Annotated in this window: 13 protein-coding genes; 3 read left to right on the forward strand and 10 right to left on the reverse strand. The window is 66.5% G+C overall.

Annotation, left to right across the window (positions count from 1 at the left end):
- The first annotated feature begins 31 nt into the window (after nucleotides 1–31).
- Nucleotides 32–1111, forward strand: a complete 1080-nt coding sequence (locus tag Q7J39_RS13385; RefSeq protein WP_304825770.1) for a retroviral-like aspartic protease family protein — start codon at nucleotides 32–34, stop codon at nucleotides 1109–1111.
- Nucleotides 1112–1134: 23 nt separating this feature from the next.
- On the opposite strand, the gene sppA is transcribed toward Q7J39_RS13385, so the two are convergent.
- From sppA to Q7J39_RS13410, 5 genes are all read right to left on the reverse strand, one after another.
- The gene (sppA, locus tag Q7J39_RS13390) at nucleotides 1135–2910 is read right to left on the reverse strand and encodes a signal peptide peptidase SppA (protein WP_304825773.1); all 1776 of its coding nucleotides are present in this window, start codon (nucleotides 2908–2910) and stop codon (nucleotides 1135–1137) included.
- 186 nt (nucleotides 2911–3096) lie between these two features.
- Nucleotides 3097–3561: a chemotaxis protein CheW gene (locus Q7J39_RS13395; RefSeq protein WP_215341652.1), complete on the reverse strand. Its 465-nt coding sequence runs from the start codon at nucleotides 3559–3561 to the stop codon at nucleotides 3097–3099.
- Nucleotides 3562–3713: 152 nt separating this feature from the next.
- Nucleotides 3714–4235, reverse strand: a complete 522-nt coding sequence (locus Q7J39_RS13400; RefSeq protein ID WP_304825776.1) for a protoglobin domain-containing protein — start codon at nucleotides 4233–4235, stop codon at nucleotides 3714–3716.
- A gap of 727 nt (nucleotides 4236–4962) precedes the next feature.
- Nucleotides 4963–5364: a Cu(I)-responsive transcriptional regulator gene (gene cueR / locus Q7J39_RS13405; protein WP_304825779.1), complete on the reverse strand. Its 402-nt coding sequence runs from the start codon at nucleotides 5362–5364 to the stop codon at nucleotides 4963–4965.
- A 73-nt stretch (nucleotides 5365–5437) separates the two neighbouring features.
- Nucleotides 5438–7963 (reverse strand): heavy metal translocating P-type ATPase, encoded by a 2526-nt coding sequence (locus Q7J39_RS13410; RefSeq protein WP_304825782.1) that lies wholly within the window; start codon nucleotides 7961–7963, stop codon nucleotides 5438–5440.
- A 255-nt stretch (nucleotides 7964–8218) separates the two neighbouring features.
- Between Q7J39_RS13410 and Q7J39_RS13415 the strand changes: the two genes are divergently transcribed.
- Nucleotides 8219–8416, forward strand: a complete 198-nt coding sequence (locus tag Q7J39_RS13415) for a heavy-metal-associated domain-containing protein (RefSeq protein ID WP_293497018.1) — start codon at nucleotides 8219–8221, stop codon at nucleotides 8414–8416.
- A 53-nt stretch (nucleotides 8417–8469) separates the two neighbouring features.
- Here the strand turns inward: Q7J39_RS13415 and Q7J39_RS13420 are convergent, their stop codons facing one another.
- Nucleotides 8470–8979 carry a nuclear transport factor 2 family protein gene (locus Q7J39_RS13420; RefSeq protein ID WP_304825785.1) on the reverse strand — a complete coding sequence of 170 codons (510 nt, stop codon included), beginning with the start codon at nucleotides 8977–8979 and terminating at the stop codon, nucleotides 8470–8472.
- Nucleotides 8980–9227: 248 nt separating this feature from the next.
- Between Q7J39_RS13420 and Q7J39_RS13425 the strand changes: the two genes are divergently transcribed.
- Nucleotides 9228–10502 (forward strand): hypothetical protein, encoded by a 1275-nt coding sequence (locus Q7J39_RS13425; protein ID WP_304825788.1) that lies wholly within the window; start codon nucleotides 9228–9230, stop codon nucleotides 10500–10502.
- 16 nt (nucleotides 10503–10518) lie between these two features.
- Here Q7J39_RS13425 and Q7J39_RS13430 read toward each other — a convergent pair whose 3' ends face one another.
- The 4 genes from Q7J39_RS13430 to Q7J39_RS13445 form a co-directional block, all read right to left on the reverse strand.
- Nucleotides 10519–11103: an RNA polymerase sigma factor gene (locus Q7J39_RS13430; protein WP_304825791.1), complete on the reverse strand. Its 585-nt coding sequence runs from the start codon at nucleotides 11101–11103 to the stop codon at nucleotides 10519–10521.
- Nucleotides 11100–11543: a periplasmic heavy metal sensor gene (locus Q7J39_RS13435; RefSeq protein ID WP_304825795.1), complete on the reverse strand. Its 444-nt coding sequence runs from the start codon at nucleotides 11541–11543 to the stop codon at nucleotides 11100–11102. The genes Q7J39_RS13430 and Q7J39_RS13435 overlap by 4 nt, the downstream gene beginning before the upstream one ends.
- Nucleotides 11540–11830 (reverse strand): hypothetical protein, encoded by a 291-nt coding sequence (locus tag Q7J39_RS13440; protein ID WP_304825797.1) that lies wholly within the window; start codon nucleotides 11828–11830, stop codon nucleotides 11540–11542. Before Q7J39_RS13440 ends, Q7J39_RS13435 begins: the two co-directional genes overlap by 4 nt.
- A 111-nt stretch (nucleotides 11831–11941) precedes the next feature.
- Nucleotides 11942–12214, reverse strand: a complete 273-nt coding sequence (locus tag Q7J39_RS13445) for a metal-sensitive transcriptional regulator (RefSeq protein ID WP_304825800.1) — start codon at nucleotides 12212–12214, stop codon at nucleotides 11942–11944.
- Nucleotides 12215–12234 lie beyond the last annotated feature (20 nt).

A 12234-nucleotide genomic window follows, 5' to 3' on the forward strand; every position in this document is an offset into this window, starting at 1 on the left:
ACGAAAGGCCGAGGGGGGCGGTGCGTAGATCATGAGGGGTTTCCACCAGACGCGCCGGAGCCTGATCGGCGGCCTCGCGGCGACCGGGCCGCTGGCCGCCTGCGCCACGGCCCTGCCGGGGCCGCGCCGGATGATCCAGGTCAACCTGACCGACACCCCCCTGCCGCCGGCGCCGCCGGCCACAGCGCCGCCGCCCGCGGACGACGCCGTGCTGCAGGCCGGCTTCGATCCGGTCCAGCGGATGACCGTGCCGGTGATGATCGAGGGCAAGGGGCCCTTCACCTTCGTCGTCGACACTGGCGCCAACCATTCGGTGCTGTCGGTCGAGACCGCCCAGGGGCTGGGCCTGCCCAGCGGCGGCCGGGCCGCGGTCCACGGTATCGCCGGGGTCGAACCCGCCGAGACGGTCTATGTTCGCCAGCTGACCATCGGCAGCGTGGTGACCAAGCGTATCCGCATGCCCTTGATCTCGCGCCGCAACCTGGGGGCCGACGGCCTGCTGGGGGTGGACGTCCTGACCCGCCGCGACGTCCAGCTCGACTTCGAGCGCAACCGCTTCAACATCGCGCCGTCGAACGCCAGCTTCCGCCAGACCATGACCACCGGCGGCACGGGCCGGTTGGCCGGGCCGGTGGTCAATCCCAACATCGTGGTGGTCCCGGCCCGCTACCGGTTCGGCCAGCTCACCATCATCGATGCGGAGGTGGGGGTTGGCCTGCACATCACCGCCTTCCTGGACTCAGGCGCCCAGTCCACCGTCGGCAACCTCGCCCTGCGCAACGCCGCCTTCGCGCAGGAGCCGGGCCTGGCCCTGCGGACCCTGCGGGTGCAGCTGGTCAGCGCCACCGGTCAGACGGTGTCGGGCGACTTGGCGCGTCTGCCGGGATTGCGGTTGGGGGGCTTGCGGATCGGCAACCTGTCCTGCGTTTTCGCCGACCTGCACACCTTCAAGATCTGGGACCTTGTCGACCGGCCGGCCATCCTGATCGGCATGGACGTCATGCGTCACTTCCGGACCATCGAACTCGATTTCGGCCGCCGCGAGGTGGTGTTCGAGACCGGCAAGTCCCCCACCGCCATCGGCCTTCCAGCCTCCGCCCCGCCGAGCTGACGTGAGCGGGCGGACCTCGTCCGCTAGAACGGCTGCGGCGCCAGGACGGCGGCCTTGCCGCCGCTGCGCAGGCGTTCGTCCACCAGGCTGTCCAGGGTGCTCTGGGCGCGCGGGTCGCCCAGGATCCAGGCCGCCGCGGCGAGCGTCTGAAGGGAGGTCGCCGAGACGCCCAGGGCGCTCTCCAGGGCCTCGAAGGGCGAGCTCTGGCGGGTCATGCGCTTCAGGCGGACCTCGCCCTTCAGGTCGGCCAGGGCCTTGGCCTTGTCCACCGCCTGATAGAAGCCGCCGATCTCGTCGACGAGGCCAAGCTGGCGCGCCTGGGCGCCGGTCCAGACCCGGCCCTTGGCGATCTCGCGCACCCGCGCCTCGGGCAGGCGCCGGCCCTCGGCCACGCGCACCACGAAGTTGGTGTAGATCTGGTCCATCCAGCCGGCGAAGGCGGCGCGGTCGGCCTCCGAGAATTCCTGGCCGATGCTGAAGGCGCCCGCATAGGGGCCGCCCACCGAGGTCTCCCGCACATCGACGCCGTACTTGGCCAGCGCCGGGCCCAGGGCGAACTTGCCGCCATAGACGCCGATGGAGCCGGTGAGCGTCGTGGGCTGCGCCACGATCGCCGAGGCCTGGGATGAGATCCAATAGCCGCCGGAGGCCGCATAGGTCCCCATGGAGACCACCACCGGCTTCTTGGCCGCCTTGGCCGCGCGCACGGCGGCCAGGATCTGCTCGGACGCCGTGTCGGACCCGCCGGGCGACGATACCCGCAGGACGATGGCCTTGACGTTGTCGTCCTCGACCGCGTCGTAGATCGCCTTGGACATGTCGTCGGAATAGATGGTCGAGCCGCCGGAGAATGGATTGCGCGCGCCGTTCTTGCCGGTGACGATGGCGCCTTCGCCCTCGATCACCGCGATGGCGGGACCCGAGCCGGTGCTGCGGTCGTGGTTGGCGCGCATGTAGTCGCCGAAGTCCACCAGCTTGGCGCCGTCGCCGGCTCCGGCCAGGACGGCCGTCTCGGCCTCCTTCACCTGGCCGATCTTGTCGATCAGCCCCAGCTTGGCGGCGTCCTCGGCCAGGTAGGGTCCGGCCTCGATGGCCGCCTGCAGGGCGGCGGGGTTTTTCTTGCGGTCCAGCGCCGCGGTGGTCAGGCCGGTGCGGTAGACCGAGCCCATCCAGGCCAGGGTCGCGGCCTTGTGGGCCGGCGTATAGTCGGCGTGCAGGTACGGATTGACCGCGTTCTTGAACTCGTAGCGCTGCTCGTAGTCGGCCTTGACGCCGTACTTGTCGAACAGGCGCTTGAAGAACACGTCCTCACTGGCCATGCCGGTGACCTGGAACGAGGCGCCGGGCTGCATCCACAGGTTCCCGGTCGAGGCGCCCAGCATGTAGGTCGCCGTCACCACGCCCGAGGGATAGAGCCCCTGGCTGTGGGCGAGGATCGGCTTGCCGGCCGCCTGGAAGTGCTTGAAGGCCAGGCGCAGCTCGTCGGCCTGGGCAGGCTCCATGCCGCCCTCGGGCAGGCGCACCAGCACCGCCTTGACCTTGCCGTCGCCCTCGGCCTGGCGAAGGGTCTCGATCACCGACATCACCGACATCGACCGGCGCCCGAAGGCGGCCAGCGGATTGGAGGGGTCCTGGTCGGACAGGGCGTTGCGCAGATCCAGCGTCAGCACGGCGCGGGCCGGGGTCGCGTCGGGCCGGGCGGCCCCGGCCGCCATCGCGATCAGCAGGAACGGCACGCCCACGAGGAACAGCACCAGGCCCGCAAAGACGCCGGCCGCGGTGATCAGAAACTGCTTCATGGGAATCCCAGGCGAGAAGGTCGCTCTAGGCTATATGGCTGCGCGTTTCGTTCAAATGAAGACCCTGCAATCGGCGCGTGAGAATTCGCCCGCGTTGCGGATGTCGTCCAGGCAGCCTGCGCCAGGGATTCGGAAAGCGGCGGATGTGTCTTCGTCCCGGCCTTCGCCGGGATGAGCGGAGTGATTTTAGGCGGCGAGCGCCAGGCTCTTGGGCAGCACATTGTCCAGCGACAGCAGGCTGACGATGCCCTCGTCGGTGGACATCACCGCGTCGACGAATTCGCGCACCTGGTCGGCGCCCACATCCGGCGGCTCGTGCAGCATGTTCTCGGTGACGGTGAGGATGTCGCAGACCGCGTCCACCAGCAGGCCGACCTCGCGGTCGTGGATCTGGGTGACCACCACGACGGAGGACTGGTTCGGCGTGGCCATGCCCAGGCCCAGGCGCGAGGCCAAGTCCACCACGGGCAGGATCGAGCCGCGCAGGTTGATCATCCCCAGCACGTGGGAAGGCGCGTGGGGCAGGGGGGTCGAGGCGGTCCAGCCGCGGATCTCGCGCACCGACATGATGTCGATGGCGAACTGCTGACCGCCGGCCATGATGGAGATCAGCTCGGCGCCGACATGCGGCAAACCCCCGGTCGCTTGCATCAGAACTTCCCCGCTGTAGATGGCCGCCAGAAATCGACTCACGGCCCGTCCTAGGTGTGAGCCGTGACGGTTAACGCTTCGGAAATCCCCGACCGATAGCGGCCCGCGGGCCCGCGACGCATTGTCGCCAGCCGCCGCGCGCGCGCCTGGGTTCAGGGCTTCATCGACACGGCGTCCAGGATGTAGGCGTTCAGGGCGATGGACATGTCCAGCATGATCACCTTGCCGATCGAGATGGCCAGCGCCTCCACCTCGGCCGGCGTGTGCAGCTTGATGGCCGCCCGCAGCAGCTCGGACTGAAAGAAGCTGTAGGCGGCGATGTAGGTGTGGGGCGGGACCCGCGCATGATAGTGCGCAAGGCCCACCAGCAGGCAGGAATGCACATAGCGCCGGTCGAACTCGCAGTTGAACAGGTGGGCCCAGTGCGCCTTCTGGCGGTGGCGCAGCCGGTCCTCGTCGTGGCCCTTGAGTAGGGCCTGGGTTTCGGGGAACCGGTGCAGGTACTCATAGAAGTGGGCGATGATGGGCTCCAGCCCGCCGCCCTTCAGGACCTTGAGCTGACGCAGATTGGTCTGGGTCGATCCGTCGATCTGGAACCGCGCCAGGCGGCTCTCGATGTCGACCCTTTCCGCGAGCCTCATCGCGCGGTCGGTCATGCGGTCCGCGCCGTCCATCCTGAACCTCCCGACACCTGACGATTCGCAAAGTGTCGCAGCCCGTTTCGCCACGGCCAAGCTTGCAGTGACGCCTGCGACGCCGTGCAGCGCGCCGCGGCTCGGAGGCGAGCCGGTGGCGTTCCACCTCGAAGAACAGCCGACGAAGATCCCTCATGAGCCGACCGCTAAGGAGCTTGCGCTCAAGAAAGACCGCGACCGCTGGGGCGGTGACAGCCAGACCTGGCGCACTTGGGATTTAAGTCCTTCGGGGAGCTTGGCTCTGATCATCGAGGAGAACGACTATTCGGGTCTGAGGCGAACCTGGGCTCAGTTTGGGTGCGTTAGAAATCTCAGCGCGCCATGCCGAGATCGGGTTCGAAGAACCTCCAACCGGCAAGGTTGGCTCGCGCAGGTATGCGCCAGACGTCGAGCTCCACATTTGGATTCCGGCCGAAGAGGAAGGCCGGGTGTCTGGCGTCTCAGAGCTGGAGTGGGCGATCCACGAGGGCCTGATCGCCGACCCGGGCGTCGCGACGGCGCCAGACGAACCTGACAGCTAGGAAGCCAGATTAGGCGCGAACGGTCCGCGGCCAGCCTTTTCCGCAGAAGTTGGCAGTCCGGTCAGCGCCAAACATCAGATGCTACCGGAGATCGTCAGGGTATATGTGATTGGATACTATGGGTTATGGCTAGCGATGCAAAACGCGCTGGGACCTACAGTGCGATGGCGATCTAATGAACGGCGCTAAGCCGCGACACGGTCCTTGCCCCCCAGCCCTTCGATAATCGGGCAATCAGGCCGTTTGTCGCCGTGGCAGTTGCGCACCAGAAGCCGCAGCGTGTCGCGGAGTTCGGTCAGCTCAGCGAGCTTGCGGTCGATTTCTGTCAGCTTGGCCTTGGCAATCGCCTTTACGGTCGCGCTCTCGCGATCCTTGTCGCTGTAGAGCGACAGAAGCTGCCGGCATTCCTCGACTGAAAAGCCGAGGCTGCGAGAGCGCTGGAGGAAGCGCAGGCGATGCACGTCAGACATCGAGTAGTCCCGATAGCCATTGTCCGCGCGGTCGGCCTGCAGCAGCCCGATATCCTCGTAGTAGCGGATCGTCTTGGCCGAGAGGCCCGACTTTTCCGCTGCGTTTCCAATGTTCATGGGGCGATTCCGATCCGAGTTCCGTCAGGATAAAGGTTCTAGTGAGTGGAAGGTCAAGGGCGAGCCGAGGGGATCACCGGCTAGCCGCCACGACGGGACCGGCGGCGACACGCATCGGCGCCTTGAAGCGCTTCAGCCGCATGGCGTTGCCCAGCACAAAGACGCTCGAGAGGGCCATGGCGCCGGCCGCCAGCATCGGTGACAGCAGCGTGCCGCTGATGGGATAGAGGACGCCCGCGGCTACCGGAATCAGGCTGGCATTGTAGGCGAAGGCCCAGAACAGGTTTTGGCGGATGTTGGCGATGGTCGCCTTCGACAAAGCGATCGCGTTGCTCACGCCCAGCAAGTCGCCGGACATGAGCACCACGTCAGCGCTCTCGATGGCCACGTCCGTGCCGGTGCCGATGGCGACGCCGACATCGGCCTCAGCTAGGGCCGGTGCATCGTTGATGCCATCGCCGACGAAGGTCACGGCCCGGCCGCCTGCGCGCAGGCGCTTGATGGCCTCAACCTTTCCGTCCGGCAGCACTTCGGCGACCACCTCATCGATGCCGAGTTGGGCGGCGATGGCCTCCGCCGTGCGACGGTTGTCGCCGGTGATCATCGCCACCTTGAGGCCCATGTCATGCAGGGCGCGGATGGCCTGCGGCGTGGTCGGCTTGATCGGGTCGGAGACGGCGATCACGGCGGCCAGCTTGCCGTCGATGGCGGCATAGAGCGGGGTCTTGGCCATCTCGCCCATGCGGACAGCGGTCTCGGCGAACGGCCGTACGTCGATACCCAGCTGGGCCATGTGGCGGTCTGCGCCGACAGCGACGCGATGGCCGCGGACCATGGCGTTGACGCCATAGCCGGGCACAGCATCGAAGGCGCTGACCTCGTCGAGGGCGAGCCCTTCGGCCTCGGCCGCGTTGACGATGGCGGCTGCCACAGGGTGTTCGGACTGCAGCTCGACGGCGGCGACCAGAGATAGGACCTGAGCACGCTCAAAGCCTTCAACGACTTCCAGATCCGTCATCACCGGCTTGCCGGCAGTGAGCGTGCCAGTCTTGTCCAGCGCAACCACCTGGACGGACTTCAGCGACTGCAGCGCCCCGCCGTTGCGGAACAGAACGCCCAGTTCGGCGGCCCGGCCGGTGCCGACCATGATCGAAGTCGGCGTGGCTAGCCCCATGGCGCACGGGCAGGCGATGATCAGCACCGCCACCGCATTGACCAGCGCGAAGGCGACGCCCGGCTGCGGCCCGAACACCAGCCAGACGGCGAAGGTAAGGGCGGCCGCGACCATGACCGCTGGCACGAACCAGGCGGTGACCTTGTCGACCAGGGCCTGGATCGGCAGCTTGGAGCCCTGCGCGGTCTCGACCATGCGGATGATCTGGGCGAGCAGCGTGTCCGCCCCGACCTTGGTGGCGCGATAGGTGAAGCTGCCGGTCTTGTTGATCGTGCCGCCGATCACCTCGGCCCCCGCCTCCTTAATGACCGGGATCGGCTCGCCGGAGATCATGGCTTCGTCGACGAACGACGAGCCAGACAGCACCACGCCGTCGACGGGAACCTTGTCGCCCGGGCGCACCTGGATGACATCGCCGGCGGTGACGTCCTCGAGCGCCACGTCGACGAATTCGCCGTTGCGCTCCACCCGGGCCGACTTGGCCTGCAGGCCCATCAGCCGCTTGATCGCCTCGCTTGTGCGCCCCTTGGCCTTGGCCTCGAGGACGCGGCCCAACAGGATCAGGGTGATGATCACCGCCGAGGCTTCGAAATAGACGTTGGCCGTCCCGGACGGCAGCACCGCCGGCGAGAAGACCGCGACCACCGAATAGGCCCAGGCCGCCGTCGAGCCGAGCACCACCAGCGAGTTCATGTCAGGCGCCAGGCGCGCCAGGGCCGGCACGCCCTTCCTGTAGAAGCGCAGGCCCGGACCGAACTGCACGATCGTCGCCAGCACGAAGAAGGCGATATAGAGCGGTTGCTGGCCAAGGGTCATCGTCAGCCAATGATGTAGCGCCGGGATCACGTGCGCTCCCATCTCGAGCACGAAGATCGGCAGGGTCAGCACCCCGGCGATCCCGAGATCGCGCTTGAGGTGAGACATCTCGCGGTCGCGGGCTTCCTCCCTGCTGTCGGTGGTCGCGGCGGCGCCGGCGCCGCTGCGACGAGGCTCATAGCCCGCCTTGCGGATGGCCGCGTCGATGGCCCCCCGGGGCGCGTCGCCGGCTAGGGTCTCGATCGTGGCGCGTTCCGTTGCGAGGTTGACCGAGGCCTTGAGCACGCCGGGGACTGCGGCGATGGCGAGCTCGACCCGGCGCACGCACGAGGCGCAGGTCATGCCCTCGATCTCCACTTCCGAGGTTTCGACGGGAACCTCATAGCCAGCCCCCATGATCGCGGCGATCACCCCGGCGGCGTCAGGTTTGACACCGACGTCGAAGGTGACGTCGGCGGCTTCGGTCGCGAGGTTCACGGTCGCGGCGGCCACGCCCGGCGCCTTGGCGATGGCGAGTTCGACACGGCGCACGCAGGACGCGCAGGTCATACCGGCGATCGGGAAGTTTTGTCTGACCGAGACGCCGGTCAGGTTGGAGGGAGCGTTCATGGAACTGGTCCTCTGAGTATCGTTCGACCCGAGGTCTAATGCTTCCAGTCACTGGAGGGTCAATGGGGGTGTTTGAGATTTATTCTCTTCGCTTCAAGCGATGGAAAATATTGACCAAACGACAGTCCTCGGCAGCCGCGCCGATCCTAGGATCGTCACCAAAATTTCGGAGAAATCGCCGCTTGACCTTCCAGCAGGGGGAAGCCCGAAGGTGGTCCTGCGGCCCTTCGTCGGCCTGCATATGAGGAGTTTGAAATGTTGAAGCTAAAGGTCCCGGACATGACTTGCGGCCATTGCGCGATCGTCGTCTCTCAGGCGGTGCATAGCGTGGACACCAACGCCAAGATCGACATTGATGTGGGGACGAAAGCTGTGTCGATCACGACGTCGGCTGACCCGGCCGAGGTGATCCAGGCGCTGGCCGCCGCCGGCTATCCCGCCCAGCCCGACTAGGCCGCGCCCCAACAGGCAAGGGACGCGAGAGGAGTTGGACCCGAAGCGCCGCCCTAAGGCTTCGGCATGGCCGCTTTTGAAGACCAATGGACGTGGACAATCTTCCAAGCGCCCGACACCCGCCGCAGGACCATCGTCTCTGTCGTGATCCGGTCGATGTCGCGGTCCTTGTAGCGACCCTGCGTTCGACCTTCGCTGGCGACCCATGCCAGATCACCGCCGGAGCCACCGCTTCGGCGAGTCATGTGCGAGCCGACCGCCTTGGCGAACACGGCGTCGGCGGGAAGGTGGTGACCGGCGTACTCCGCCTTTGATCGTTCGGCCTCGCCCTCTTCGAAGACGACGAGAGCGTCGGAGAGGTACTCGGCCGCTGCTGTTGTGTCGCCCCGTTCAAGCGCTGCGTGGAAGGCGTCCACGACCCCGGCGGCGGCTGAATCGTAGGTAGGTTGCGACGATGCCGCCGGCTTGGCTGGTCCTGTCGGATGGGCCACAGCTACAGTTGCGGTCGCGGTCATCACGACAGCTACGAAAAGCGCCCCGAAGCCGATCCTTGCCGTACCCATGGCGCGGTTCCGAGGGCTTGTTGTCCGAGGCATGAGACACTCCGCGTTACGGGTCTGACGATGCGTGAGGATAGGCTGGTTTGTGACCCTAGCATCCCCCCTGGCTTGAGCGGAATCAAAGCGGACCCGATGCAGGGAAGACATCCTCCCTTCGATAGAACGGACATACCAATTGTGGCTTGGGCGGCGGTCGCCGCGTTCGCGGCTTTTGGGCGCTCAGCAACAGGAACGCGCACTGGGGAGCCTGCATGACTGGTGATGAACTCGGAGCCGAGGATCGCGATGCGGTGCTCAACAGGGAGTGCTTCTGCGTCACCTTGGACAGCGCCGGTCTGCTGACGGCGATCCAGTCTGAAGCGTCCGATCCGGACCTTGCGGCGGCTCTGCTCGTGGCTCGGCCGCATCTCTTCGCGGCCATGCCGGTGTTCCTGGCGGAGCATGACCTGAAGGCCATGCTCGACCTGATCGCTGCTGTTGAGGCGACTGCCGCCGATCCTGCCTATCAAGCCCAGGTCTTGGCGTGGGCGCCTGCGATTGCGCGGCATGACTTCGGTCCGCGCGGGGCCTTCATGGGCTACGATTTTCATCTTGGCGCCGATGGGCCCAAGCTGATCGAGGTCAACACCAACGCCGGCGGCGCCTTCCTGAACGCCTTCCTCGCCCGCGCACAGGGCGCCTGTTGCCGCGAAGCCGAGGACGCGATGCGCGCCGCGCCGATGGCCGAGTTCGAGGCGGCGGTCTGGGAAATGTTCCTGTCGGAGTGGTCCTCGCAGGGCCGGACAGATCAGCCGCGCTCGATCGCCATCGTCGATGACCGACCGCGGGAGCAGTATTTGTTTCCTGAATTTCTGCTGGCTCAGCGGTTCTTCGAGCGCCACGGCGTGAAGGCCTGGATCGTCGATCCCGGTGAACTTCGCTTCGCCGACGGTCTCTTGCAGTACGAGGGCGAGACGGTCGATCTCGTCTACAACCGCCTGGTCGATTTCGCGCTGACCGACGCGGGGCATGAATCCCTGCATGAAGCCTATATCGCCGGGGCCGTCGTGCTGACGCCCGGCCCCCGCAACCACGCGCTCTTCGCCGACAAGCGGAACCTGACCCTGCTGTCGGATCCGGTCGCCGCTAACGCCTTCAAGTTGACGCCCGATCAGCGGCGGAGCCTTTCGGCCGTCCCCCGAACGGTGATGGTGACGGCCGGGAACGCCGATGAGCTGTGGTCGGCGCGCAAGCGCTACTTTTTCAAGCCGGCGGGCGGCCATGGCGGCAAGGCGGTCTACCGCGGCGACAAGATGACGCGCGGCGTGTGGGAGGAGGTTCAGCAAGGCGGCTATATCGCCCAGGAACTAGCCGCGCCGAGCGAACGTCGGATCAGGATCGACGGGGAGATCAAGGCGCTCAAGCTTGATGTGCGGCTCTACACTTACAAGGGTGCGCCGCTCCTGACCGCTGCGCGGGTATATCAAGGCCAGACCACGAATTTCAGAACGCCTGGCGGCGGGTTTGCACCGGTCTTCGTTACCTGACCGGCGCCCTTGGCGCTCACCGGCCTGGTCGCAGGCTGGCGTCTAGGGTCTGCGCGAGGAGTTTGCGCGCGCGGTAGACCCGGGTCTCGACGCTCTTGGCGCTGATCCCGAGGATTTCGCCGGCTTCCTGCTGCGGACGGCCTTCGATTGCGGTCAGGATCAGCGGCGCCCGAAGGGCCAACGGCAGGCGGGCGATGGCGCGATCCAGTTCGGCGAGCTGTTCCTGCTCGATTATCGCCTCGTCGGCTGAGATGGTCGCGTCCGGGCGGATCTGCGCCTCGCTGTCCTCGAAGGACTTGGATCCAAAGATCAATCGCCGCACGGCGATCCGACGACCACGATCGCGGGCTTTGTTGATGGCGATGGTCCGCAGCCACGCTCCAAAGGGACGCTCTGGATCGTAGCGCGCCAAAGCGCTCCACGCCGCGATGAACGCCTCGTGCGCCGCCTCATAGGCTTCGTCAGCGTCTCCCAGGTAACGACGGAGAAGTCGGTACAAGGCGTCCTTGTGGCGGCCGACCAAGATCGCATAGGCACGCTCATCTCCCGTTGCAGCCGCTGTCGCTAGCTCCGCATCGGTTCGATCCGCAGCGTCACTCACGACGGGTCTTCGGTAAGCGCCTTTACGACTGTGTCGTCGAAACCTGCGGTCTGTTCGGACGTGAGAACCTGACGCATCGCCAGCACGTGCAGGATACTCTGCTTCTGCAGCTCGCTCATCGCCTGGTGAGATCGGTCGATCGCCCGCTGCACGGCCGGCGTATAGGCGTGGGTCGCCTGAATGGCCTGAGCAAGATCAGCGTTCGCGGCCCGCATTTCGGCTTCGAGCGCATGACGGCGGACGGCATAGTCGCGCTCCAGGCCGCCGATCCGCCTGTCTTGCTCTGTCGTCAGGTCGAGGCTCTTGTGCATCGTCTGGTGAAGCGATACCGGGCGATGCATCTGGCCGACAACATAGCGCGCGCCGCCCCAAGCGCCCGCTGCCGCAGCGACCACAGAGAGCACGATGGTCAGCAGCAGGCCGCGGGTAGCCGCCATCATTCCCCCTCGAGCAGGGTGGAGGGCGCAAGATGCGCCACCGTCGAGAATGGGCTGACCTGCGGCGGTTGCGAGAGTGTGCTCGCCGCGGCCATGCCGCCTGTCGTCACGCCGATCGCGAGCGCCACGCCGATGGAAGCCACCCGGGCGGGAGTCAGGGCCCGTGCGGCTTGAATGTCTTCACGACGCCTCGCAACGCCCTGGAGGACGACATGCTCGAAGCCGTCCAGTGACCGCTCCGGTCTGCCGTCCGCCAACCGCGACATGAGATGGTCCAGGTCGTCCCGCATCGCAGTGTCCTTTGCCGCAGCCTACTAGCTATACGAAGGACACCCGCCCGATCCCGCAAGCCGGAACGAGACGCGGAAGAAAGCTGGGCTGCTAACCCCCGCTGACAAAGCTCAACGGGTCCGCTCCAGCAGGGTGATCAACTCCGACGCCTTCTGGCGCTGCTGCTCGGTGTCGCCGCTGACAATGGCGCTCTCGATGCAATGGTCGAGGTGGGCTTTCAGCATCTCGCTTTCCACCTTCGCCAGCGCCGCGCGTACAGCCTGGATCTGGGTCAGCACGTCGATGCAGTAGCGGTCGTCTTCGACCATGCGCGAGATGCCGCGCACCTGACCCTCAATCCGGTTCAGCCGGTTCAGCAGCTTGGGTTTGTCGTCCTGGATCAATGTCGGTCCTCCGTGCGTTC

Source organism: Phenylobacterium sp. (genome assembly GCF_030651185.1).
Lineage (GTDB): Bacteria > Pseudomonadota > Alphaproteobacteria > Caulobacterales > Caulobacteraceae > Phenylobacterium.